General features: G+C 43.3%; 18 protein-coding genes and 3 pseudogenes. 9 read left to right on the top strand and 12 right to left on the bottom strand.

Features of this window, described 5'->3' with window-relative positions; all coding sequences use genetic code 11:
* Positions 1–165: 165 nt before the first annotated feature.
* Positions 166–600: a lactoylglutathione lyase gene (gloA, locus tag ANSO36C_RS15595; RefSeq protein WP_251955282.1), complete on the bottom strand. Its 435-nt coding sequence runs from the start codon at positions 598–600 to the stop codon at positions 166–168.
* Between the two features lie 270 nt (positions 601–870).
* Between gloA and eno the strand changes: the two genes are divergently transcribed.
* Positions 871–2,160 carry a phosphopyruvate hydratase gene (eno, locus tag ANSO36C_RS15590; protein WP_251955281.1) on the top strand — a complete coding sequence of 430 codons (1,290 nt, stop codon included), beginning with the start codon at positions 871–873 and terminating at the stop codon, positions 2,158–2,160.
* 100 nt (positions 2,161–2,260) lie between these two features.
* On the opposite strand, the gene argC is transcribed toward eno, so the two are convergent.
* Positions 2,261–3,319: an N-acetyl-gamma-glutamyl-phosphate reductase gene (gene argC / locus ANSO36C_RS15585; protein WP_251955280.1), complete on the bottom strand. Its 1,059-nt coding sequence runs from the start codon at positions 3,317–3,319 to the stop codon at positions 2,261–2,263.
* Between the two features lie 293 nt (positions 3,320–3,612).
* Here argC and ribBA point away from each other — a divergent pair, with 293 nt between their 5' ends.
* Positions 3,613–5,286: a bifunctional 3,4-dihydroxy-2-butanone-4-phosphate synthase/GTP cyclohydrolase II gene (ribBA, locus tag ANSO36C_RS15580; protein WP_251955279.1), complete on the top strand. Its 1,674-nt coding sequence runs from the start codon at positions 3,613–3,615 to the stop codon at positions 5,284–5,286.
* A gap of 1,161 nt (positions 5,287–6,447) precedes the next feature.
* Complete coding sequence (locus ANSO36C_RS15575) at positions 6,448–8,055, top strand: hypothetical protein (RefSeq protein ID WP_251955278.1); 1,608 nt, start codon at positions 6,448–6,450, stop codon at positions 8,053–8,055.
* 256 nt (positions 8,056–8,311) lie between these two features.
* Here the strand turns inward: ANSO36C_RS15575 and ANSO36C_RS15570 are convergent.
* A pseudogene (locus ANSO36C_RS15570) lies at positions 8,312–10,025 on the bottom strand (diflavin flavoprotein).
* A gap of 90 nt (positions 10,026–10,115) precedes the next feature.
* Positions 10,116–11,840, bottom strand: coding sequence for a diflavin flavoprotein (locus ANSO36C_RS15565; protein ID WP_251955277.1), 1,725 nt, complete (start codon positions 11,838–11,840; stop codon positions 10,116–10,118).
* Positions 11,841–11,953: 113 nt separating this feature from the next.
* Between ANSO36C_RS15565 and ANSO36C_RS15560 the strand changes: the two genes are divergently transcribed.
* The 3 genes and pseudogenes from ANSO36C_RS15560 to ANSO36C_RS34895 all read left to right on the top strand — a co-directional run bounded on the left by ANSO36C_RS15560 (position 11,954) and on the right by ANSO36C_RS34895 (position 13,739).
* Positions 11,954–12,787, top strand: coding sequence for a pantothenate kinase (locus ANSO36C_RS15560; RefSeq protein WP_251955276.1), 834 nt, complete (start codon positions 11,954–11,956; stop codon positions 12,785–12,787).
* A gap of 27 nt (positions 12,788–12,814) precedes the next feature.
* Positions 12,815–13,267, top strand: coding sequence for a hypothetical protein (locus tag ANSO36C_RS15555; protein ID WP_251955275.1), 453 nt, complete (start codon positions 12,815–12,817; stop codon positions 13,265–13,267).
* 8 nt (positions 13,268–13,275) lie between these two features.
* Positions 13,276–13,739, top strand: a pseudogene (locus ANSO36C_RS34895) (type II toxin-antitoxin system VapC family toxin).
* Here the strand turns inward: ANSO36C_RS34895 and ANSO36C_RS15545 are convergent.
* Entirely contained in the window at positions 13,731–14,573 is an 843-nt protein-coding gene (locus ANSO36C_RS15545) for an alpha/beta fold hydrolase (protein ID WP_251955273.1), read from the bottom strand. The pseudogene ANSO36C_RS34895 and the gene ANSO36C_RS15545 overlap by 9 nt on opposite strands.
* 198 nt (positions 14,574–14,771) lie before the next feature.
* Positions 14,772–15,266, bottom strand: coding sequence for an NUDIX hydrolase (locus ANSO36C_RS15540; protein ID WP_251955272.1), 495 nt, complete (start codon positions 15,264–15,266; stop codon positions 14,772–14,774).
* A 600-nt stretch (positions 15,267–15,866) separates the two neighbouring features.
* On the opposite strand from ANSO36C_RS15540, the gene ANSO36C_RS15535 reads away from it, so the two are divergent.
* Positions 15,867–16,034: a hypothetical protein gene (locus tag ANSO36C_RS15535; protein WP_012412073.1), complete on the top strand. Its 168-nt coding sequence runs from the start codon at positions 15,867–15,869 to the stop codon at positions 16,032–16,034.
* Between the two features lie 158 nt (positions 16,035–16,192).
* Here ANSO36C_RS15535 and argH read toward each other — a convergent pair whose 3' ends face one another.
* The 6 genes from argH to trmD all read right to left on the bottom strand — a co-directional run bounded on the left by argH (position 16,193) and on the right by trmD (position 21,915).
* The gene (argH, locus tag ANSO36C_RS15530; protein ID WP_251955271.1) at positions 16,193–17,578 is read right to left on the bottom strand and encodes an argininosuccinate lyase; all 1,386 of its coding nucleotides are present in this window, start codon (positions 17,576–17,578) and stop codon (positions 16,193–16,195) included.
* Between the two features lie 82 nt (positions 17,579–17,660).
* Positions 17,661–17,867, bottom strand: a complete 207-nt coding sequence (locus tag ANSO36C_RS15525; protein WP_251955270.1) for a hypothetical protein — start codon at positions 17,865–17,867, stop codon at positions 17,661–17,663.
* Positions 17,868–17,974: 107 nt separating this feature from the next.
* The gene (gene larB, locus ANSO36C_RS15520) at positions 17,975–18,763 is read right to left on the bottom strand and encodes a nickel pincer cofactor biosynthesis protein LarB (RefSeq protein ID WP_251955269.1); all 789 of its coding nucleotides are present in this window, start codon (positions 18,761–18,763) and stop codon (positions 17,975–17,977) included.
* Positions 18,764–18,836: 73 nt separating this feature from the next.
* Positions 18,837–20,630: an ABC transporter substrate-binding protein gene (locus ANSO36C_RS15515; protein WP_251955268.1), complete on the bottom strand. Its 1,794-nt coding sequence runs from the start codon at positions 20,628–20,630 to the stop codon at positions 18,837–18,839.
* Positions 20,631–20,692: 62 nt separating this feature from the next.
* Positions 20,693–21,178 (bottom strand): 2-C-methyl-D-erythritol 2,4-cyclodiphosphate synthase, encoded by a 486-nt coding sequence (ispF, locus tag ANSO36C_RS15510; RefSeq protein ID WP_251955267.1) that lies wholly within the window; start codon positions 21,176–21,178, stop codon positions 20,693–20,695.
* A gap of 47 nt (positions 21,179–21,225) precedes the next feature.
* Positions 21,226–21,915 (bottom strand): tRNA (guanosine(37)-N1)-methyltransferase TrmD, encoded by a 690-nt coding sequence (gene trmD, locus ANSO36C_RS15505; RefSeq protein WP_251955266.1) that lies wholly within the window; start codon positions 21,913–21,915, stop codon positions 21,226–21,228.
* A gap of 537 nt (positions 21,916–22,452) precedes the next feature.
* Here trmD and ANSO36C_RS15500 point away from each other — a divergent pair.
* Both ANSO36C_RS15500 and cphA read left to right on the top strand, forming a co-directional pair.
* Positions 22,453–23,316: a cyanophycinase gene (locus ANSO36C_RS15500; RefSeq protein WP_251955265.1), complete on the top strand. Its 864-nt coding sequence runs from the start codon at positions 22,453–22,455 to the stop codon at positions 23,314–23,316.
* A gap of 236 nt (positions 23,317–23,552) precedes the next feature.
* Positions 23,553–26,257: pseudogene (gene cphA / locus ANSO36C_RS15495) on the top strand (cyanophycin synthetase).
* Positions 26,258–26,297 lie beyond the last annotated feature (40 nt).

The raw sequence follows: 26,297 nt of genomic DNA, 5'->3' as shown, positions 1-26,297 counted from the left end.
GTGTGGATTTTCCCACAGCTTTATTGTTTTCGATAAAGTTTTACCGCGTACTCAGTGACCAATAGAAGCGACGGAAACCGTTACTCTTAACTTCTCCCTTGGGCGAATGGTGACTCAACGCTACTGAAGCTCAAATCCATCACCTACTATTCTTGATTATAAGAATTACTGACTCACCAGTTGCTCTTGTGATTCCTGTTTAACTGTTGACCCTTGAGTTCCCAATTGAATCAGTTCAATTTTATACCCATCTGGATCTTCGACAAAAGCAATTACTGTCGAACCATGTTTCATCGGGCCTGGTTCGCGCACAACTTTACCACCTTGATTGTGGATTTCTTCACACGTAGCGTAAATATCATCAACGCCAAGGGCAATGTGACCATAAGCATTACCCAATTCGTACTTTTCTACTCCCCAATTGTAGGTTAGCTCTATCACTGAGGTGTCGCTTTCGTCACCATAGCCAACAAAAGCCAGGGTGAATTCTCCCCCTGGATAATCTTTTCGGCGCAGTAATTTCATTCCGAGAATTTCACAGTAGAACTTTAAGGACTCTTCCATGTTGCCCACGCGCAGCATTGTATGTAGTAATCGCATATTGACCTTTTCTCTGTAATTGATTTAGTGTTATTCTCTGCCACTATTTTACCTAGCTCAAAGTCTGAAGGTAGAAATGCCATTACAGAAAGAATTTAAAGGTAAAGGGCAGGATAAACAATTACCCCTTCTTGGCATTGATCCCTATACCTATAATGGAAATCTTCTTTAATCTCAGCCAATAAAGTCTCTTAACAGCATAAGCTAGCGATTGGGTTAGGCAAATGGACTGTATGCGTAACACATCAAAGGACAAAGGAGAAAGTACAGATGAGTAAATTTCTAGATACTGCTATTGAAGCGATCGCAGCCCGTGAAATTCTTGATTCACGCGGTAGACCGACAATTGAAGCCGAAGTACATTTAGCTAACGGTATTATCGGGCTGGCACAGGTTCCTAGTGGTGCATCTACTGGCACTTTTGAGGCCCACGAACTGCGTGATGGCGATAAAAGCCGTTATGGGGGCAAAGGCGTACTCAAGGCAGTGCAAAACGTCAAAGAAGCACTTGCGCCCCAATTGTTAGGCTTGGATGCCCTCAACCAAGAATTGCTAGACCGGACAATGATCGCTATAGATGGTTCTGCGAACAAATCCAATTTGGGAGCTAATGCGATTTTAGGAGTTTCTCTAGCAGCAGCCAAAGCAGGTGCTGAATCTCTAGATATTCCTCTATATCGCTATTTGGGTGGGCCTTTAGCGAATTTGCTACCAGTCCCGTTAATGAATGTGATTAACGGTGGCGCACACGCCTCAAATAACGTGGATTTTCAAGAGTTTATGATTGTCCCAATTGGGGCAACTTCCTTCCGGGAAGGATTGCGCTGGGGTGCAGAGGTGTTTGCTACTCTCAGCCAAGTGTTAGATGAGAAGGGTTTGCTTACTGGTGTGGGCGATGAAGGCGGTTTTGCTCCTAATTTAGAATCTAATCAGGTGGCTTTAGAATTGCTGGTTGCTGCCATTAAGAAAGCTGGTTATAAGCCAGGGGAACAAGTAGCTTTGGCGTTAGATGTGGCAGCTAGCGAGTTTTACAAGAATGGCCAGTATGTTTACGATGGTAAACCTCACGCCCCGGCTGAGTTTATTGATTATTTAGGACAATTGGTTGACCAATACCCTATTGTATCAATTGAAGATGGTTTACACGAAGAAGATTGGCAAAGTTGGCAATTGCTCACCCAAAAGTTAGGTTCACGGGTGCAATTGGTAGGGGATGACTTATTTGTGACTAACGCCACGCGCTTGCAAAGAGGCATCCAGGAAAAAGCCGCTAATGCCATTTTGATTAAACTCAACCAAATTGGTTCTCTTACCGAAACCTTAGAAACAATTGATTTGGCAACTCGCAACAGCATCCGTTCAGTAATTAGCCATCGTTCAGGTGAAACAGAAGACACAACGATCGCTGATTTAGCCGTAGCAACTCGTGCCGGTCAAATCAAGACAGGTTCTCTGTGTCGTAGCGAACGAGTAGCAAAATATAATCGCTTGCTGAGAATTGAAGATGAACTAGGCGATCGCGCCGTTTATGCTGGTGCTGTGGGGTTAGGGCCTAAGTAGGGAATAGGGAATAGGGAATAGGGAATAGGGAATAGGGAATAGGGAATAGTTTTCCTGTCCCCTGTCCCCTTTCCCCTTTCCCCTTTCTCCTGTCCCCTAATTAAGGATAAAACCCCAATTTGGGCAACCCTAAGGTTTCATCCCAGCCCATCATTAAGTTCATACACTGAATTGCTTGCCCCGTCTGTCCTTTAATGAGATTGTCAATTGCCGACATGACAATCACGCGACCTGTACGCGGATCAACTTCTATACCGATATAACAAAGATTGCTGCCGTTAGCCCATTTGGTTTGGGGGTAAATGCCGCTACCGCAGACGTTTACCCAAGGAGAGTTGCGGTAGAAGGCTGAGAAAATAGTGATTAAATCATCTCGCACTAGACCGGGATCGTTCATTGTTGCATATACTGTTGCCAAAATCCCGCGTACCATTGGGACAAGATGTGGTGTAAATTGGATCATCAATTCGTGACCAGTTAAGTCACTGCAAATTTGTTCAATTTCTGGGGTATGACGGTGACGACCAACATTGAAAGCTGCTATGGAGTTGTCTGCTTCAGCTAATAATAAGTTGGTTTGAGGTTGCCGACCACTGCTAGATGTACCAGACTTGGCATCGATAATAGCTGTTTCTGGCACGATTAAACCTTGCTTTAAAAGTGGCGAAAGTGCAAGAAGACTAGCAGTAGGATAGGAACCAGGACAGCCAATGAGTTGAGCTTCGGCAATGCGATCGCGATAAAGTTCTGGTAATCCATAAACTGCTGTAGCTGCAATGGTGCGATCGCTTCTCTCAATGCCATACCAATTTGTATAAGTTGTCAAATTACTGAATCGATAGTCTGCACTCAAGTCTATTACTTTACATTCTTTTTCTAATAGTTTAGGCGCAATTTGGCAAGCCAGACCATTTGGTAAAGACAGAAAAACTACTTCACAACGGTGAGCAATTATTTCTGGTTCTACTGCTTCTATTAACAGGTTAGTTGCATGAGCCAAATGCGGGTAGAGATCACCGAAGGATTTCCCAATACTGCTTTCACCTCCTAGATAAACCAGTTCAACTTCTGGATGATCCATCAGTAGTCGTACTAACTGTACTCCGCCATAGCCCGACGCGCCAACAATCCCAACGGGTACGCGTCTAAATTTGCCCATGATCTAAAATCCTTATCCCATGAATAGTTAATTCGTTCTCAGCTATCAACAATATCAGCGACTAGACGCACAGCGTACAAAACGCCCCAAACGGGAGATGGGGAAGTCGGGGAAGTAAATTCTTCATCTCCCTCATACCCCTTATCTTTATACTGTCGCTGCACTTTATGATGGCAAAAATTTTTGCCACTTTATCAAATCATTGCTAGTCTACTTCTCTGCCTTATAAAGGAGCTACAATCAAAAAGAAGAAATTGTTAAAAAAATTTACGTTGGTAGCTGGAAATCTTTCTGTGTCACAGCCTAATACTACCCAAGCTTTTAAATTTGATTCGATTGATGCCGCTTTAGCAGACCTAAAATCTGGTCGCGTCATTGTAGTGGTAGATGATGAAAATAGAGAAAATGAAGGCGACTTAATTTGTGCTGCCCAATTTGCCACGCCCGACACGATTAATTTCATGGCGGTGGAAGCTAGAGGACTGATTTGTTTGGCAATGACAGGCGATCGCCTAGACGAGCTAGACTTACCCTTGATGGTAAGCAACATTACAGATACTAACCAAACTGCCTTTACTGTCAGTATTGATGCTGGGCCAGAATTGGGTGTCACCACAGGCATCTCCGCAGAAGACCGCGCCCGCACTATTCAGGTTACTCTCAACCCAGCCACAAAACCTACCGATTTACGTCGTCCTGGTCATATTTTTCCTATTCGGGCTAAGGCTGGAGGTGTACTCAAACGCGCAGGACATACAGAAGCGGCTGTGGATTTAGCTAGACTCGCAGGGCTATATCCAGCAGGGGTAATTTGTGAAATTCAAAACTCCGATGGTTCAATGGCGCGGTTGCAGCAGTTAATTGAATATGCGAAACGTCACAATTTAAAAATTATTAGTATTGCGGATTTAATTAGCTATCGCTTACAGCACGATCGCCTAGTGTATCGAGAAGTTGTTACCAAACTGCCTAGTGAATTCGGTCAGTTTGAAATTTACGCCTACCGCCATACTCTGGATAATACAGAACACGTTGCAATTGTCAAAGGAGATCCAGATAACTTCAAAGATGAGCCAGTCATGGTGCGGATGCACTCAGAATGCTTAACTGGTGACGCTTTGGGTTCTTTGCGCTGCGATTGTCGGATGCAGTTAGAAGCTGCATTGAAGATGATAGAGGCTGCTGGTCAAGGTGTAGTTGTATACCTGCGTCAAGAAGGGCGGGGCATCGGCTTGATTAACAAGCTAAAAGCCTACTCGTTGCAGGATATGGGACTGGATACAGTTGAAGCAAATGAGCGTTTGGGATTTCCGGCTGACTTGCGAGACTACGGGATGGGCGCACAAATGCTGATGGATTTGGGCATCAAAAAGATACGTTTGATTACCAATAATCCCCGGAAAATTGCTGGAGTTAAAGGTTACGGCTTGGAAGTAGTTGATCGCGTGCCATTGTTAATTGAAGCAACCGACTACAATTCTTATTACTTAGCGACAAAGGCGAAAAAGCTGGGTCACATGCTGTTACAGACTTATCTGGTGACAGTAGCAATCCATTGGCAAGATGACCCGGAAGCTGTGACGGAACGTTATGAACGCTTAGAAAAATTGCGACACTTAGCCAGAAGTAATGATTTATTGTTGCAAGAAGAAGCGCGTCCCTTAGCGATCGCTATATTTGACGAGCCATCTTTAACAGTACACTTGGGTTTTGATCAGGCAAAAGTTGCTAGCTGTGATTGGTATCAGCAAAGTGGTCATCCTTATATACAAGCAATCTTTAAAATTCTGGATGAACTCGCAACTTTACCATATATCCAGAAACTAGAATTTCTGATTTCTTCTGGTTGCGATCCTTTGAGTAATTTACAAGTCCAACTAGATCGGCAGACATTCGCAGATGGTACACTGCCTTCATCGATTAGCGATCGCTTGGAGACGCAGCAAATTTACAGCTTTAGCAAATAGCTCAGAGACATTACGCGAACGCCAACAGCATAGCTTGCTTGTCTGCGACACGCTATTCGCGTTTGCTTAGAGCGAGTCCGTGAACGTCGGCAGGAGTTAAAAACTGTTTATGTCTGATTTTAATTCCTGCATTTTGTACCTCAGTTACTTGCAAACTGCTATATATAGCAGTTCATTAGATTTTGATGTCATGTTTTTTGTGAAAAACTACATCAAAAGATGCGCGGCTTGCGATTGTTTAGTACAACGGGGTTGTTAGGCCAATACGGTTAAGTTAAGAATAATTGTAGGTTGGGTTGAACGGAGTGAAACCCAACAAAGGCTTGAAAACGTTAGGTTTCGTTCCTCAACCCAACCTACATAATGTAGTTTTTTGGGCTTAACTGAACCGTATTGGTTGTTAGGCTGTCTCGCCGTTTGCTGCTTGTAGCATTGATTCAATCAACACCCTTAACACTTTTTTGACCGATTCTGGTGCATTGAAAACCTGAGCCACATCCAATACTTTTTGGATAAGCACTACCAGCCTTCAAACATAGGGCTGAAATCCCTGAAATTTCATTAATAAAAATCACTCTAAAAACCTTAACCGATGAAGTAAAAATCAGCTAAGGCACTACTTGCAGTAACCCCCAAGCCTTGTACAGACTGGTGTATAGAAAGGCATAGATATTTGCCATGAAAGTAAAAAATCTAATTACAGTAGTTTAAGAATTCCTATGCAAATTTTTGTAATAAATTTAAATTCCTGCGAAAAATTTGAGTTTTAGGCTGATATCAAAATGTAAGCAGTTCAAGAGATAAATATGGCAACCTTATCTAATCCCAGACTGCAAATCAATCTTCTTACAAGTTTAGATCCTAATGTTACTGCAACTGTCAAAGCCCACTACCAGTAGGCTCGACTGCTCAGAGTATAGTTAATTTACTTGAGATTCGTATCAAAAAGCACTTATTCTTTCTTGGCGGGATGATTTTTAAATTGCTTTAAAATGCTGAAATTAAGGCTGAGTAAGGATAAAGTAAATACTTTTTTTAAAGAGATTATTTTTTTAGTTTAAGTACTATCTTAAATCTATACATACTGTTAATATCAAGTTATTGCAGGGATAATACACTTTGCAACATAACTACTTTTTTGAAACTATAGAGGTTTAGACTATGGCTCCAGTATCTGATATTGTTCTGCTACAAGACTTATCAGCGTCATTTGGTGATGACTTACCTAGACTCAGAGAGATCATTGGCCCACTTATAGATAATTTACAGAACCCAATCTTAGAACAAATTTTTGGTGCTGACCCTTTCTTTGGTGTTTCCTCTTTTGTAGATAAACCAGTTAGTCCATTTGGTAGTAGTGGTGACTATGTTTATCGACAAGACCTTGCTCTGACAAGGGATAGCAATAGTGTTGTTGCAACAGTCAATAGCTCTACCTTTTCTATTAAAAATGGTGGTGATCCGCCGGAAGCACAACTAGAAGCGCTTCTGCAACTAACTTTCGATCCCAATTACAGATCAGGTTCAACTCGTATTGCTTTAATAGTTACCGATGCTTCTTTTCACCTAGCACCAGATGGTGTAACACAACAATTTGGTTCTACTATTACTCGACCTAACAATGGAGATAATGTAGTCGATGCTGATGAAGATTATCCGACTATTGCACAACTAAGAGATAGGCTAGTCGCAAGTAATATTATTCCTGTTTTCATAGTACAAGAAGATGTTAGCGGGCTTAAAAATACTTACCAGGGGCTAGTTGATGACCTTGGACGGGGTTTAGTAGTAGGTTTTGAACGCGGTAGTGCAACTATTGCTGATGCTATAAAAGTAGGCATTGCTGGTGCAAGAGGAATAATAACCGCATTGGGAAATAATCCCGATACTCCCGACGATATCTTTAATCTAGGAGGTATAGATGAAGATGGCGATGGAATAGATGATGATCAAACCGTCTTTACAGGTGGTGGTCAAGACCAAGTTACCGGAGGATCTGGTAATGATTATATTGATGTGGGAGCTGGTGATGACAACGTTGATGGTGCTTTTGGTAATGACATCATAGATGTTGGCGATGGTAACAACATAGCTCTTGGAAACGAGGGTGGTGATTTTATATTCACAATCAGTGATTCGTCTGGAAAAAATATTTTCTCTGGGGGAGCGGGTAACGATACTTTGATCGGCGGTTCTGACATTGATAATCTCAGTGGGGATGCTGGTAACGATGCCCTAAAAGGGAATCGTGGTGACGATAAGCTTGGAGGTGGAACAGGTGATGATCTTCTTCAAGGAGATGATGGTAACGATAACCTTATAGGTGGAACAGGTAATGATATTCTCCAGGGAGGCGCTGGTAACGATATCCTCAATGGTGATAGTGGTAATGACATCCTAACAGGAAGCACAGGTTCAGATATTTTTCAATTTAGCACTGGAAGAGCCTTCACCATAGCTACTTTCGGTGTAGACCAAATTAGTGACTTTTCAGCAGCTGAGATGGACAAAATCAGCTTATCAAAAAGAAGTTTTACGGCTCTAGACAACACTAGCAATGGTGGATTAATTGCCTCTAACTTTGACGTAGTTACTAGCGATTCTCTTGCCCAAGGTAGTAGTGCAGAGATTGTTTATAACTCTAGCAATGGGAACTTGTTCTACAACCAAAATAACGGGATGGCTGATTTTGGTACGGGAGGATTGTTTGCTACTATTACGGGTTCTCCTCTTTTAACTGCTTCCGATTTCTTGGTTTTTGCTGTGTAGATTAGAAAATTTTGGCATTCATCTCACGCTTCCTTCGAGTGAGGCGTGAGAGCAATCCAGACCAGCTTATCAATAGACGATTCATGAAAACAAGATGATCTGCGATCGCTTTCCAAATTTCGAGTTTTCAGTGGAAAAATAGGCACACCAATAATAAAATTCGACACTGCAAGCTCAGAACTTGAATGCCGAGATGTCGAAACTTCATTTTTAGAGACTGGGGAAGAATTTACTAATACCCATTCCCCATTCCCAACTAATAATGAGTTGCCGACTTGCGATGATGCACGGCTGTAACGCCATCAGTATCTAACAATTTGCCATTCTCGACAGTGGCATAAACCAGCCAGTGATCGCCAGATTCCATCCGGTTTTGTACGGAACATTCAAGATATGCTAGGGCATTTGTAAGTATGGGAGAACCGTTTTCAGCAACTTCTGCGGCGACATCAGCAAATCGGTCTTGTCCTGGGCCAAAGGGTTTGAGGAAGTGCTTCATCAATCCCAAATGATTGCCTTCTTTAAGAATATTCAGGACAAATTTGTTTCCCGTGTGCATCAGTGTTTCTACTGCACGCTCTTTAGCAACGGCGATGGTTAAACCAGGTGGACTAAAGCTAGCTTGAGATACCCAAGAGGCTAACATAGCACTGGAGCGATCGCCTTCTTTGGCTGTGAGAATACAAAGAGAACCGACAATGCGACCTACTGCTTGTTCTACAGTTGTTGCAGGAAGACTCTGCGATCGCACCTTCCTAGCTTTCTTCAAAGCTTGGGCAAAGTCGGTTCCAGCTTCTTCACACAATTGTAAGGTGGCATCGTCGGGTTTGAATTTGACGCGGATGGTATCAAAACCAAACCGATAGCCAGCATCTTTTAATTTACTCTCAATTAAATCAACTGCTTCCCCACTCCAGCCAAAGGAACCAAAAGCACCAGCGAGTTTATTGTTAGTAGCGGTGGATAGCACAATTCCTAAAGCTGTTTGTACGGGTGTCGGTGCATGACCGCCGAGGGTAGGAGAACCGATGATGAAACCACCGGCTTTTTCTACAGCCGCCCGGATTTCTTCTGGTTCAGTAAACTCGCAGTTAATCGATTCTACAGCGACACCAGCTTTTGTAATTCCACGAGCGATCGCTTGGGCTAATGTGGCTGTATTTCCATAAGCTGATGCATAAATCAATGCTACTGTCAAGTCAGCAGAAGTTTGCTGTTGACTCCATTCTCGATAAGCTTTGGTCAGATCGATTAAGCCATAGCGTACCAAAGGCCCGTGTCCAGTGGCATACATTCTCACGGGAAAATCAGCTAGTTTCTCCAGCGCTGTTTCTACTTGACGGGCGTGGGGAGCCATGAGGCAATCAAAATAATAGCGCCGATCTTCGTTATATATTTCCCAGCCTTCATCAAATACCTGATCTCCACAAACATGCGCCCCAAATAACTTATCTGAGTACAAAACTTCCGTTTGTGGATCGTAGGTGCAAAGTTGATCTGCATAGCGGGGATTGGGGGTGGGAATGAATTGTAAATTATGCCCGTTGCCTAAATCTAGGGTTTCTTCGCCCCGCATCACCAGAATTTGCAAATCTGGATTTTCCAGCGCTGCACGTAAATTTATTGCCCCTGGATTTAGAACAAACAAAAGTGATTTGTGGGGCAATTTCTAACAAAGCTTTTAAAGTTGCAGCGCGGTTGGGGTTGACGTGTCCCAAAATTACATAATCTAAGTCTTCGAGATGAAAACGCTGCTGCAACGCTTTTAAATAAATTTCTGTAAACGTTTCCCCTGGAGGATCGATAATAGCGGTTTTCTCGCTTTCGATTAAATAAGAATTAGCAGTTGTACCCTTAGCAAGAGCATATTCAATTTCAAATCTCAGCCTTGACCAACTGCGCGATCGCAGTATTCTTGTATTTGTAGCTATTGGATAAACTTGAACATCACGGGGTTTATTTGTTGACATGGCTTTATTCGGGAATAGGGCATTGGGCATTGGGCATTGGGCATTGGTTATGAATTATTCTCCCTGCTCCTCTGCCCCCTGCTCTCCTTGTTAATAATGATTACCGACTTTGCGGTGATGTACAGCAGTCAAAGCTTCTGGTTTAGAAACCCGTCCGGCGTAAACATTGCTGTATACTGCCCAGTGATCGCCGCAATCCATTCTACTAACGACTTCGCACTCCATGTAGGCGAGGGCATCGTTGAGGATGGGCGCACCATTTTCGGCTGGCTGGGTTCTCACTCCTTCAAAGCGATCAGCACCAGGGGCGAACCGTTTCAAAAAGTGCTTCATTAGTGGTTGAAAATTGCCTTCTTCTAAAACGTTGAGAACAAAGCGATCGCCTACTTGCATGAGTGATTCAATTGCCCGATCTTTGGCGACTGCAATGGAAAATCCCAAGGGTTTGAAGCTAGCTTGAGCAACCCACGAGGCTAACATCGCACTGGATACATCGCCTTTTTTGGCAGTAATAATATACAGTCCGCCGCTAATTCTACCTAATGCTTTATCTAAGTCAGCACCAAGGGATTTCATGGCTTTGATACTGCGATCGCGTGTTACCCATTGAGCTAAATCAGTTCCCGCTTCTTCACACAGCTTGTAGGTATTTTCTGTGTGCGTTTCTTTAATCCGAATTGCTGGAAAAACCGTTGTCAAACCCAAATTGCGGAATTTACTTAGCAAAGGATCTATCGGCTCATCATCGCCACCGCCGGTTTCAAATACGCCGATAGCCTGCTTTTCTTTGGCAGATCCTAAAACTGTGCTGAGTGCAGCTTGGATGCTAGCAGCGCCAGAAGCCGGAGGTAAACCAACGATTAGCCCAGCACAACGGCTAACTAGTTCCCGCAGTTCTTGTAAATCGACTTCAGATCCCAAATCGACAATTTCCACGGCGACGCCAGTTTTACCGATACCGTTGGCAATTGCTTGCACCAGGCGATTGCTATATCCGTATTCGGAAACGTAAAATATTCCCACTGCCGTTTCTGGCTTGACTTGCGTTTGGCTCCAAGTGCGGTAACGTCCAACTAGTTCTTCAACATTGTGGGATAATAATGGCCCGTGTCCCGTGGCAATCATGTCGATGGTTTTCAGTTCACCCATCCGCTTCAGGGCAGACAAAACCGAGCGGGCATTTGGCCCCATCAGGCAATCGTAGTAGTAATGAAAGTCTTCTTCGATAGCCGCCAAGTCTTCATCAAAGGTGCTATCTGAGCAATAGTGCAACCCAAAAGCATCGCAGGTATAGAGAGTTTTAGTTTTGTGGTCGAAGCTGAAAATGGTATCCGGCCAGTGTAAATTTGGGGCAATCACGAATTCAAATTCATGACCATTGCCCAAATCTAAGCGATCGCCATTTTTCACAATCCGCCGCTTGAATGGCTGATGTACAAAATCTTGAAGAAACTGAATCGCCACCTTAGAACCGACAACAGTTATTTCTGGAGCCATAAGCAGTAAATCTTTAACTAAACCGCTATGGTCTGGCTCGGTGTGGCTGATAATCAAATAATCAATATCTGTTGGCTTGATTAGTCCGGTGAGCGTATCGAAGTATAGTTGACGAAACTTTTCGTGGGAGGTATCAACTAAGGCAGTCTGCTCCCCACGGATAAGAAACGAGTTATAAGTAGTACCATTTTGCAGACCAAACTCAATATCGAAGCGATCGCGATCCCAATCCAGAGAGCGGATAGCCGTCGTCTCTTGAGCGATTTCTACAGTCTGTATGGTGAGCCGTTTTTCAGTTTTTTCGGTGAGCGCTACCATAACTCCCCTCCTTAACACAATGAGTATTTGTTCCTCTTCTATTTTTATTGTGACACGGGATGAATGTTAATTTTTATTAAAAAATCTATGAATGACTTAAAAAAGTTAAAAGTGTGAAACCGCATAAGCACCCAGAACACACAGATAATATTTGGCTAGCTTTGGAAATTGGGAACTCTCGCCTGCATTGGGCGTTGTTTGTTGGCGAGACGCTTTACTCAGCTTGGGATACCGACCATCTACCTGAGTCTGTTATGCAACAACTGGCTGAATGTCAAACCCTGAATGATTTACTAGAGAAAATTTTTCCACAAGGTGAATCTCTAACAAATACTCTGTCCCTCTGTCCTCTCCTCGTCGCCTCCGTAGTTCCCAGCCAAACTGCTATTTGGCAAACTTACCCAAATACTCGCGTTATTACCTTAAATCAAGTACCACTCAAAGGTGTGTATCCCACGTTAGGAATTGACCGCGCCTTAGCTTTATGGGGAGCGGGAAAAATGTGGGGTTTTCCAATGTTGGTAATTGATACCGGGACAGCGCTAACTTTTACGGCTGCGGATGCTAATGAGTGTCTAGTTGGAGGTGCAATTTTGCCGGGATTAGGTTTACAATTTGCAACTCTCGGTCAACAAACAGGACAATTACCAGTAGTGGAAATGCAAAACTTTCCGTCTCTACCACGTTTTGCTCTCAATACTACAGAGGCTATTCAAAGTGGGGTAGTTTATACAATTTTAGCTGGAATTAAAGATTTTATTGAGGCGTGGCTGCAATTATTTCCTAATGGGAAGATTGCGATTAAAGGAGGCGATCGCACTTTATTATTAAACTATCTGCAAGCCTTACATCCTGAAATTGCAGATAGTTTAATTGTGGAAGCAAATTTGATTTTTTGGGGAATGCGCGAAATAGTAATGGGTGATAGCACAGATGGAATAAAATGAAGAGAGAAGTTTACCCAGAGTGAAGTTATGCCCAAAGCATCATTGCTTTATGTAATTATGCAACAACTCGCTGCCCTTTCTTTAGTGGATCTTTTCAAAGTTAGGGCAATAATTGATGCGTTGATTGAGCAAAAATCTTCTCCACTGTCCAATAGTTTGAGTATTGGAAGCCATCAAAGAGCAATATCTGTTTCTAGTGAAACGAGAGACATTGATATCGCTGCTGTATCACCCCCTATGATTCCGGGGTCAAGTATAAGAGGTCAGATCAGATCCGCTATTATCTCAGGAAACTTAGAACACATTAATTTAAATGAATATCAAGTTGTCCAATTTTCTAAATCGGAAGCAAAAGAGGATGATTCCTTAGAAAAGGTAATAGAACTGGTTGACGAATGGATGGCTGATAAATCTGGATACGATGAGCAAACATACCCACAGATTGAGACAGCTTTGAACCACAATCGGTTATCACTATAAAAACTTAGATGGGTAGAGCCATATTGCTAGACACTCATCCTTTGAGTCAAGTAACGCATCCAAAAGTAAACCCAAAAGTCCAACAGTGGTTGAAATCTTTACAGAAAACTGAAACTGTTATACGTGTGCCAGAATAGCCGATTATGAACTTCGGCGTGAACTATTGAGACAAAGAAAACAAAAAAGTAGAGACCGCCTCAACAAACTTAGCCAAATTTGTCTCATACCACTGACTCCTGAAACGATGCGAAAAGCAGCCGAACTATGGACATGGGTACGAAACCAGGGGAAGCCTACAGCAAGTAATGAAAGTTTGGATGGTGATGTAATTCTTGCTGCTCAAGCAATCCTCCAATTGAATAGTTTTAATCAGGTCATAGTTGTAACAACGAACTTGAAACACATATCACGGTTTGAGAGCGAAGGAATATGTGTAGTGGATTGGCAACAAACCCTGAATGAACTAGTTTAATTCGTTTAAATCATGATTTTTTAAAATACCTTGAATAAACTCCCGAATCTCCATCGCCACAACCCCAGCACAAGATTCTGGTAAGTCATTTCCGGCATGGGCAATCATTTTCAACTCGACTTTTGGCATCAGTTGAGTATAAACCCGGCTCTTGGCTAAAGCATCTGGTGTATCTTGGCCACCTTGTAAAATAAAAATCGGCACATCTGTCATGTAAAGCCGCTTTTGCAGTAATTCCGCCTCAATTTCTGCTTGTCGCCTTTTGAAGAGTAACTGGCAAGCTATGGGATAACGCAACAATTCCTGACGTAATTGCAAATCCTGGGCAATTTTTTCATACCAACCCAGAATTTTAGTCAAGGGAGTTAGCGATCGCAGCAATTTAACTATTAATGGTGGATAATTCAATAATTGCCGCATCTTCCGGCAATGCTGTTCTTGTCCTGGTATCTCTACGCCCTCTGGTGCTAGCAATACCACAGCATCAACTTTCTCTGGATACTTTAAAGCATAGCTAGCAGCAACCCAACCCCCAAGAGAATGCCCCACTAAATATACTTTTTCTAGCTTGACAGCTTGTAAAAACTCAGCCAAACACTCAACTTGTAAATCTATCGAATGGTGGATATTAGGATTTTCTGATTCACCAAACCCTAATAAATCAGGTGCAAAACAATGAAAATCTTGTGCAAGCGACTCCATCACAGATAACCATTGACTGCTCTCATTCCAAGCACCATGTAAAAAAATTATAGGAGTTTTTTCACCGACTTCACGCCAGAATAGTAGCCCTTGAGAGAGCTTTCTCCGGGAGTTACGGAATAGTGTATCCATTTTAATTTAGTAGTTAACTTGTAGCACTATAATAAATAGTCATTAGCCATTTGTCCTTTGTCATTTGTTTTGGAAAAATTTTAAACAGAGAAGTATGAGCCGTTCGCGTAATCTTTCGTAGAGAAGAGAGGCTAGAATTTTGGCGGCAAATTATAAAGAACCAATGAGAAAGGACAAATGACCAATAATAAAATATTGTTATGCCAGTGTTGTCAAGCCATTAAAGTAGTCTTGCAACTGCCGAGTATGGTCATGAGACATCTGTCCTGAAGGTAGGACACTAGGAGAGAAAGCTTGGATTTCCATGACTTCCAAGGTATCTTTAATTTCCATTGTCCCATGCACATCGGCTTCAACCACAACGCAAATTGAATGGATTCGGGGATCTCGGTCTGGTGCAGAGTAAACTCCTACCAAACGGTTAATTTTTACCAATTCTAGCCCGGTTTCCTCCATCAATTCCCGGCGGACTGTATTGGGAATATCTTCTCCCCAATCTACCATCCCTCCAGGCAATGCCCAAAGACCATCATCACGCCGCCGGATTAGTACTATCCGGCCATCGGGTAAAATAGGGATGATACTAGTGCCAGTAATGGGGTGACGAAATATTATACCCAATACCGTTTGTCCGATACGCCATAAGCTACGTGTGAACTGCACAGCTGCCGGAAAAAAAGCGATAACTTTCAATCTTCAAAATTTTTGTGTTTTATTATATACTTCTCTTGCCAGTCACGTATGCCCAACTAATAAAAATTTTGTTGAGTTTTTTTATACAAAAATGTTCGTGGTTTGAGATTTTATTCTCACGATTTACGCAGAATATTATTGATTCTAACATCAAGTTTCAATAGAAGCACTGTATTTGGATATACATAAAATTTTTTGAATTAGGAAAAATCTCAGTTTATAGCTACTTTTAGCAGGTCTAATGCTAGCTATAAACTGATGGTTTTACAGTCCATATTCAAAAAAATATTAATAATAAGAAGTCAGAATCCAGTAAATTATTTTTTGAAAAGATTAGTTTGTTTTAGGAACAACAACTAATTCGCTAATTTACAATCTGTCACATCGATTGGAATCTTAGAAAAAGTATTTTTCGTCTAGCTAACGGCGATAGTCTAAAATTGTTATTGACAGAGTAAGGCGTAATGCGGTAGACTAGTACACTGTTTAAAGCGTATTTATTGCTGCACTAGGCTACAAGTATATCAAGAACATTGGTAGCTAATATTGCCTACGTGATGCCTAGTTGCTACTTTTTTGTTGTTTATTAATGAGGTGAACATGGCCAAGCGCCGTAACCCGAAAAAAGAAAAGGCGCTACGTAACCAGGCGTATGCCAGAAAGTTTCGTAAACGAACTACGACAGGAAGAATGCAGAGAAGGTTCCAACAAAGACCACCAAAGAGTGAAGAAGAAGAAGGCGCAGCAACAGCAGCTGACACTGACTAAGCTGTCTGCTTAAATCCTTTTTAATTTAGATTATTTATCTTTTAGGGCGTATATTTGTACGCCTTTATTTATTTTTGGGCATGGAGAAGAGGCAGAGGGGCAGGGTGCGGGGGGCAGAGGGGAAAATTCCAATTCCTCTTCCTTGCTCCCCACTTATTCTATTGAGTGATTTGGGCGCGGGCGGCTATGAGTGCTTTGCTTACTTGTACAAAGCCAGTACCACCATAACTGTTGCGGGCTGCTACAACTTGCCGAGGGGATATCGCCTCATAAATATCTGCTGCAAATGCCGGATGTAGTTCTTGCCACTCTTCCAATTTCAAATCTTTTAAGAGTTTACCTGCGGCAATACTAGTTTTTACCACCTTACCCACGAGATTGTAAGCTTCCCGAAAAGGAACGCCACGCGCTGCTAGGTAATCTGCGACATCGGTAGCGTTAGAAAAATCTTCCGCCACAGCTTCTGCTAAACGCTGGGTACGAAATTCTAAGCCTTCCCTGAGCAAAATCGTCATCGCTTCAAGAGAGGCTTTGATTGTGTTGACGCTATCAAATAGTCCTTCTTTATCTTCTTGCAGGTCTTTGTTATACGCCAGGGGTAGCCCTTTCATAATCACCAACATCGCTTGGAGATGACCGAATACACGCCCCGTTTTCCCCCGCACTAATTCTGGTACATCGGGGTTTTTCTTTTGGGGCATGATACTGGAACCTGTGGCACAGCTATCTTTGAGAGTGACAAAGCGAAATTCTTCAGATGACCAAAGAATGACTTCTTCGGCAAGGCGGCTAAGGTGAACCATAATCAAGCTAGCAGCGCACAAGAATTCGATCGCAAAATCGCGATCGCTCACTCCATCAAGGCTGTTAGCATAAATATCGTCAAAATTCAATAGTTTGGCTGTGTAGTGGCGATCAATGGGGAAAGTAGTTCCCGCTAAAGCACCGCATCCCAAAGGTGAGATATTCACGCGGCGAGAAACATCTCCTAAGCGTTCCCAGTCACGCTGTGCCATTTGAAAGTAGGCCAAGAGGTGGTGAGCTAAACTCACGGGTTGGGCGCGTTGTAGATGGGTATAGCCAGGAATTAGCGTTTCAACGTGTTTTTCAGCTATATCTAGTAAAACACCTTGAAATTCTCGCAATTCGCTTTTGATTTGTTGGATTTGGTCGCGGAGGTAAAGTCTGGTATCAGTACCAACTTGGTCATTACGCGATCGCGCCGTATGCACCTTTTTACCCACATCGCCGACAATTTCTGTCAGTCGGCGTTCAACTGCAAAATGTACATCTTCAGCATCGACACCAGGCTGAAATTGACCCTGGCGATACTCTTGGCGAATTTGTTCTAAACCTGCAACCAGTTGCTCTCCTTCTTCTGGGGAGATAATGCCCGTGTGAGCGAGCATTTTGGCATGGGCTTGAGAACCAGTTAAGTCATATTCTATTAATTCAATATCGAAACCTATACTGGCATTAAAACGAGCGATCGCTGGATGCAACGCTGATTCAAACCTCTGGCTCCAAGTTTCTTTTTTGGTCATAAATATGAGGGAAGTGGGCATCAATTTTGGATTTTAGATTAATCATCAATCCAAAATCCAAAATTTAAAATCTAAAATTGCTTCAACCGTAGCTAGTTAGATTCCGAATCATATAGCCAATGACTAAACCAATCAACAATGCCCACACTTGACCTGTTTGTATAAAGTGACCCCAAGCTTTTTGAATCTGACCCAAAATGTTTGGATCAGTAATCGTTTGTGCTAGGGCTGTCAAATTTACAGGCAAATGCCAAAATAACTGAGAAATAAAATCGCTGTAGTAGCTCATATTTGGTGATTAAGAGGTTAGGGATAGCAAATTTCAGTATCAGTTTATTTTTGACATTCAATACTGATAGTGTACTGAAATATTGGATATAACCTTAATGTCTTAACTCAAGATGCAGCCGATGCCAACCGCAATTTCTCGGCAGTCCGCAAAATTTGCCCCGCCAACACTGCTGCACCAAAACCATTATCGATATTTACGACGCCTACTCCCGCAGCACAAGAGTTAAGCATTGTCAACAAAGGTGCTAAACCGCCAAAACTTGCGCCATAACCGATGCTGGTGGGTACGGCAATTACAGGACAACTCGCTAAACCAGCGACAACGCTGGGTAAAGCACCTTCCATTCCCGCCACGACAATTAACACCGATGCGGACTCAATCAGGTGGCGGTTACTCAGCAAGCGGTGAATTCCCGCAACGCCAACATCCCAGAGGCGCTGTACCCGGAAACCAGAAAGTTCCGCAGTCACAGCAGCTTCTTCAGCAACAGCTAAATCGGCAGTACCAGCAGAAAGAATGCCAATTTCACCCGCAAATTGTGGTTCGATGGTAGGAGGAGCGATCGCACAAATTCGCGCCGATTGGTAATATCGCAAACCGCTAACTTTTGATTCCAGTGTGGTATAAACTGCTGGTTCAATGCGGGTTGCCATCACCACCGGGTTGCGGAGGCGCATTACTTCCATAATTTGAGCAATTTGGTCTGGAGTTTTACCAGGCCCCCAAATCACCTCTGGGAAACCAGTTCTTAGCTGGCGATGATGGTCAATTTTGGCAAACTCACCTACAGACTCATAAGTTAAGTCTTTGAGTGAATCTAATGCCGTATCTGGGGTAACTTTACCATTGGCAACCGCAACGAGGAGCGATCGCAAGGTTTTTTCATCGGTCATGGGTTATTTGTCCTTTGTCATTTGTCATTTGTCATTTGTCCTTTGTGAATAACCAATGCCCAATACCCTATGACTAATCCGTTACTTTTAGTTCGTAAAGATTCCAGAATGGGCCGCCAAGAGCAGTATATTTAATTCCTTGGAAGCGATCGCGCACTGCTTGCAGATTCAACCTTTCCACTAAATGAATAAACGGCAATTGTTCTGAGGCTATGCGCTGATATTCATAATAAATTTCCTTGCGCTTGTTTTCATCCAATACCTGTGCGCCTTTAATGTAAAGGCTGTCAATTTCCTTTTCCCAGTCGGAAACTTCCCAGCCAATTATAGGCGGATCTCCCGGTTGTGGCCCTAAATTAAATGCGTGGGATGCACCGGCAACTCTCCAGATATTGCTAGCGCTGTGGGGTTCAATACCGCCTCCAGCAAATCCTCCCAGGTAACAATCCCAATTCTGCGTCACTTTTAGTTTTTCTAGATAAGAATTGAAGCTGAGAATTTGCAAATCTACTTGAATCCCAATATTAGCGAGATCCCGCCTGATTTGAGACGCCATATCTCCTCTAACTTTTCTTTCCGAATTCGTTAAAAGTGTAAATCTGACTCGGTTGCCATCAGCATCTACAAGCTGATTTTGAGCATTATATTTAAACCCAGCTTGTAACAGTAATTTATTAGATTTATCTGGTTCGTAATTATATACCCTTAATCCTTTTTCGGGAGGAAGAAAAAAGGGGCTTTTGACATAAACAAATGAATTTTGCAGTTCACCCAGTCCCCGAAAAGCATTTGTTTTCATGGTTTCGCGGTCGAGTGCATAGGCTATAGCCTGTCTGAATTCCTTTTTGTTAAACCACTTAGATTTAATTGGGTCTACGAAAGGTTTACCCTGAGAATTCTTAGCTTGACTCAGATTGAAAGCAATAAAAGTCGTACTTGTATCTGGGCCACCGTTATAAATTTCAAAATTTGCCCGTTTTTCTTCTCGCTTCAGCAAACTAAAACCTTCAGGAGCAACTTCTAAATCATCTAACTGACCAGAACGAAAACTAATCAACTGGTTTTCAGTAGATTCAATAATTTGCCAAACAATACGCTCAATGTAAGGCTGAGGATTACCCTGAGCATCTTTGCGCCAGTAGTATGGATTACGCCGAAATATAACTCGCTGGCTAGAAACGTAACTTTCCATGATATATGGGCCGTTACCAACAATTTGCTTCGGATCAGTGCCTGTTCCCCACATTGAGAGAAACTTAGGATTTCCATCAGATCCAGTTGTGCGAATTGCTTCCTGTAAAGCATGGGCTGGCATAATTGGGATACCGCCTACATATCTTAAAAAAGGAGCAAACGGTTCCTGTATGCTGAATTCAACCCGACGCGCATCGATTTTTTTCACCTTTGGTAAAGTGCCTTTATCACCAACTTTTAAGGCGTCTTTAAGAGAGGTTGGGATTTTAGGATTGAGGTAGATTTCGTTATAAGTAAAGACAATATCATCAACAGTCATTGGCTGACCATCTGACCACTTAATTCCTTCTCGCAGAGTGATCGCAATCCGTTGACCATCTTCAGAAACTTCCCAGGACTCTGCTAAACCAGGCTCTAATTTTGTGGTTATGGGATTCTCATTAATTAATGAGTCATAGAGGAAGCCAAAAACGCTATATGCCGATTCATTCAGAGCATAGTTAAAAGTTGAAGGTTCGCTCAAAACTGCGGTGACGACTTGCGGCACTTGAGCAGCTGCACTTTTGAAGTTAGCTGGGTTGCAGGCGGTAAGTGTAAGTGCTGTTGCTGAAGTCAAAATTATTGGCAACCAAAAATGTTTAACTGCCAGAAATATTTTTCTAGAAAATTTCATAATTTCAAATTTATTTTCATCCTAATTAGTCTTGAATATCTTTATCAGAGGCTAAAAGAAAGTTATTCGGAAGCAACTAGCAAGACGACAGCATAAGCACATATACCTTCTTCACGTCCAACGGGGCCTAATTTTTCGTTGGTGGTAGCTTTGATGCCAATTTGATTTGGTTCTAATTCTAAAACCGCCGCTAGTTTGTCGCGCATATTGTGAATATGCGGCTTTAATTTTGGGCGTTCTGCTACTACCACCGAGTCGATATTTCCGATCTGCCAACCTTGATCCCGAATTAGTTGATGTACTTGGTTTAATAGTACTAAACTATCTGCTCCGGCCCATTGCGGGTCGCTTGGTGGAAAATAATGACCAATATCCCCTAAAGATAATGCCCCAAGCATGGCATCCATAATCGCGTGTGTTAGCACATCAGCGTCACTGTGCCCCAACAAACCTAATTCATGGGGAATTTGAATTCCACCTAAAATCAAAGCGCGATCGCTCACCAGTTGATGAATATCGTAGCCATTACCAATACGAATTTTTGTCATTTGTCATTTGTCATTGGTTGTTCTTCTCTCCCTGCCCCCTGCCTCCGCTACTCCCCCTGCTCCCATTTCTCCAGAAGATCAGGGCGGCGATCGCGGGTTTTTTGGATTTGTTGTTCGTAACGCCATTTGGCGATCGCTGCATGATTCCCACTGAGCAAGACATCAGGCACTTTTAAGCCGCGAAAATCGGCAGGGCGAGTATATTGAGGATAATCCAATAACCCTTCCTCAAAACTTTCTGCGGTGAGGGACTCGGTTTTGGCCACAGTTCCTGGCATTAGTCGCACTACACCATTAATCAAAGCCATTGCTGGAATTTCGCCGCCAGTGAGAATAAAATCGCCTAAAGATACTTCACGAGTTACCAAATGTAGCACCCTCTCATCGACTCCTTCGTAATGCCCGCAAATAACTACTAACTGGTCATAATTTGTCACCAATTCTTTCAAAAGAGGTTGATTAATCGTTTGACCCTGTGGACTCATCAAAATTACTTCTCTTCGGGGTAGAATCGGCAGCGATTCCACGGCGGTAAAAATAGGTTCTGGCTTCATTAGCATCCCCACACCGCCGCCGTAAGGTTCATCATCTACTTTTCGGTGCTTGTCAGTGGCAAAGTCTCGTGGGTTAACCAGATGCACTTCGGCAATCTGTTTAGCTAAGGCTTTACCCAGCAAACCAGAATTGAGAACAGAGTTAAAACAGTCAGGAAAAAGCGTAACTATATCAAAGCGCACAGTTATTCGTATTCGAGGACACTAATCTTAAATTTGAATGTCTAGCAAACATCAGCAAGCCAATGTCGGGTCAAACTCCAGTTAAACTTTATCAATAGTATCTAAAACTACCAGACCTCTTGGATTTTAGATGGGATTAAAAGTTTTTCTAATTACTTAATTTATGTTTAAATGTTGTCACAACTACATTTAAATTAATAATCTTATCAAGTTAACAACTTCCAGGATGCATCGAGCCAGCCCCAGAAAAAAGCGTAGTCTTAACTGCTCGTCCTCAACCCCAAAGAGGGAATTTAGCCCTATCAAGACTATTTTGCCCTGCTGCAAGTGGACAGGTGAAAAACAAGGCACTGGCTTGGAGGAATGGGAAGGAACACGTTTAGACTGAGGCAACGTGAGCGTTAGGCGAAAATTTGGAGAGTGGCTGACCCAGTTCCAAACTTCCAAAAAGTGTCCTCTCAAAAAAGCAAAGCGCAAAATCATGGCTGCTTATGAACCTTGTTAAATTCACCTGAAGTTGTTGACAGGAGAAACACAATGCCGCAATTACAAGCTAAATCGCTAGAAATGAGGACACCCCAAGCAACTAAAACCGCCGTTCTGGTTATCGGAGGTGCAGAAGATAAAGTTCATGGACGCGAAATCCTACGAACTTTTTTTGGACGCGCCGGTGCTAGTAAGGCTTATATTACAATTATTCCATCTGCCTCTCGCGAACCTGCCATCATCGGTGGTCGGTATATTCGCATTTTTGAAGAAATGGGTGCTCAGAAGGTAGAAATTTTAGACATCCGCGAACGAGAACAGTGTGAAGCCTCCCAGATCAAAGCATCCTTAGAAGCCTGTAGTGGGGTATTTTTGACAGGAGGCGACCAGCTGCGTCTCTGTGGTGTATTGGCAGATACGCCAGCAATGGAAATTATTCGCCAGCGTGTGAGGGCGGGACAACTAACCTTAGCAGGCACGAGTGCAGGAGCGGCAGTGATGGGGCATCACATGATTGCTGGCGGCGGTAGTGGAGAGTCGCCAAATCGTTCCCTGGTCGATATGGCAACGGGTTTAGGGTTTATTCCCGAAGTAATCGTTGACCAACACTTTCACAACCGTAATCGCATGGGACGGCTGATTAGTGCGATCGCAGCTCATCCCGATCGCTTAGGTATTGGCATTGACGAAGATACTTGTGCAGTGTTTGAACGTGATGGTTGGTTACAGGTTATGGGCAAAGGCAGTGTCACCATTGTTGATCCCACTGAGCTAACCCACACCAACGAACCCCATGTCGGTGCTAATGAACCGTTAACCGTGCATAATTTACGTCTCCATATCCTCAGCTATGGCGATCGCTTCCACTTGTACCAGCGGACTGTATTGCCTGCTGTACACCGAATCTCCAGCTGACGGTATCGAGTATCTGAGGTTACACTGAGTTGAACGCAAATTTTAGATTTTGAATCAAAAGATCTAAAATCATAAATCTAAAATCCAAAATCAGTTGACCGCACATTTATTTCTTACCGTAGAAAAATGATAAGAATACCATGTAAAAAGAAAAAACTGTTCATTGCAAACAGTTTAGCGGTCAATTCCAGTAAGAAACTAGAGTTTTGGTTCCGAATCTCCATCTACCTATTCCCATGAGAATCCTCAAGATCCAGACCTTACGCGGCCCAAACTATTGGAGCATTCGACGCCACAAACTGATCGTCATGCGCCTCGATTTAGAAACCCTTGGCGAGATACCCTCGAATGAAATCCCTGGCTTTTATGAAGGATTAGTTGAGGCGCTGCCGAGTCTGGAGGGCCACTATTGTTCGCCTGGCTGTCGTGGTGGTTTTTGATGCGAGTCAAAGAAGGCACTATGATGGGTCATATCGTAGAACACGTAGCCTTAGAACTCCAGGAATTAGCTGGTATGCATGTCGGCTTTGGTCGCACCCGCGAAACTGCCACACCCGGAATTTACCAAGTAGTGATCGAGTATCAGAATGAGGAAGCGGGACGCTACGCTGGACGAGCCGCAGTACGGCTATGCCAGAGTATCGTTGATCGAGGCCGTTATCCCAAGGCAGAACTAGAGCAAGATATCCAAGACCTGAAAGACTTCACCCGTGATGCTTCCTTAGGCCCTTCCACTGAAGCGATCATCAAAGAAGCAGAAAAAAGAGGTATTCCCTGGATGTCGCTAGAAGCCCGCTTTTTGATTCAGCTAGGCTACGGCGTGAACCAGAAGCGGATGCAGGCCACAATGACAGACAACACCAGCATTTTGGGTGTAGAACTAGCTTGCGATAAAGAAGCCACTAAACGCATCCTCGCTGCTGCTGGTGCGCCAGTGCCCAGAGGTACAGTGATCAACTTCTTAGACGATTTGGAACAAGCTATTGAATTCGTTGGCGGCTATCCCATCGTTATCAAGCCACTGGATGGCAATCACGGACGGGGGATTACCATTGATATTAGAACTTGGGAAGAAGCTGAAGCCGGATATGAAGCTGCCAGACAGGTTTCCCGCTCAATTATTGTCGAACGGTATTATGTTGGGCGCGACCACAGGGTACTAGTGGTAAATGGCAAAGTAGTAGCAGTAGCCGAACGCGTCCCGGCTCATGTCATTGGCAACGGCAGATCCACCATCGCCGAATTAATTGAGGAAACAAACCTTGACCCAAATCGCGGTGAAGGGCATGATAACGTCCTAACCAAGATTGAACTAGACCGCACCAGTTACCAGTTGCTAGAAAGGCAAGGCCATACCTTAAATAGCGTGCCACCCAAGGGTACTATTTGTTATCTGAGAGCAACGGCAAACTTAAGTACAGGTGGTAGTGCCGTAGACCGTACCGATGAAATTCACCCAGAAAATCTGTGGTTGGCACAACGGGTAGTCAAGATTATTGGTTTGGATATTGCTGGACTCGATATCGTCACCACAGATATTAGCCGTCCTCTGCGGGAAGTTGATGGCGTGATTGTCGAAGTTAACGCCGCTCCCGGCTTCCGAATGCACGTTGCCCCTAGTGTGGGCATCCCCCGTAACGTCGCCGGCGCAGTGATGGATATGCTGTTTCCCAATGAGCAATCTAGCCAAATTCCCATTCTCAGCATTACGGGTACTAATGGCAAAACCACTACTACTCGACTACTAGCACATATTTATAAACAGACTGGAAAAGTAGTAGGTTATACGACTACTGATGGAACGTACATCGGTGATTATTTAGTAGAATCTGGCGATAACACAGGCCCCCAAAGCGCCCACGTTATCCTCCAAGATCCCACAGTAGAAGTAGCGGTATTAGAAACGGCTCGCGGTGGCATCCTCCGCTCTGGATTAGGCTTTGAAGCCGCAAATGTGGGAGTAGTATTAAATGTAGCCGCCGATCACTTAGGAATAGGCGATATAGAAACCATTGAGCAGTTAGCTAACCTCAAGAGCGTAGTAGCCGAAGCCGTATTCCCCGATGGCTACGCAGTACTTAACGCCGACGATCATCGCGTCGCTGCGATGTCAGAAAAAACTAAGGCTAATATTGCTTACTTCACCATGAACCCCGACTCGGAATTGGTGCGGAAGCACATCCAAAAGAGCGGAGTAGCGGCAGTGTATGAAAATGGTTATTTGTCAATTGTTAAAGGTGATTGGACACACCGGATAGAAAGAGCAGAAAATATACCTTTAACAATGGGCGGACGTGCGCCGTTTATGATTGCCAATGCTTTAGCTGCAAGTTTGGCAGCATTCGTGCAAAACGTCACAATTGAACAGATTCGTGCTGGTTTGAGGACTTTCCGGGCTTCAGTTAGTCAAACACCAGGACGGATGAATTTATTTAATTTAGGAAACTACCACGCTTTGGTAGACTATGCCCACAACGCAGCCAGTTACGAAGCTGTAGGTTCTTTTGTACGCAACTGGACTACAGGACAACGGATTGGCGTAATTGGTGGGCCAGGCGATCGCCGCGACGAAGATTTTGTTACATTGGGCAAACTAGCAGCACAAATTTTTGATTACATCATTATCAAAGAAGACGATGACACACGGGGACGCGTAAGGGGTTCAGCCGCCCAGTTGATTATTCAAGGCATCACCCAAGTCAAGCCTGATAGCCGCTATGAATCAATTCTGGATGAAACTCAAGCCATAAATAAAGGCTTAGACATGGCTCCTGATAACAGTCTGGTGGTAATTTTGCCAGAAAGCGTTACTCGGGCTATTAAGTTAATTAAGCTGCGAGGTCTAGCGAAGGAAGAGACACACCAACAAAATACTGGCACAACTGTTATGGATTCCCAAAATGGCATAACACCTTCTTCTGTTGTTAATACCTTGCTGTAATTAGGAATCAGGAATCAAAAGGATTTCTGTGCAACGGGAC

It is taken from the genome of Nostoc cf. commune SO-36 (assembly GCF_023734775.1).
Classification (GTDB): Bacteria; Cyanobacteriota; Cyanobacteriia; order Cyanobacteriales; family Nostocaceae; genus Nostoc; species Nostoc commune_A.
Note: the sequence above shows the minus strand (reverse complement) of the source record. Positions and strands in the feature narration are given on the sequence as shown.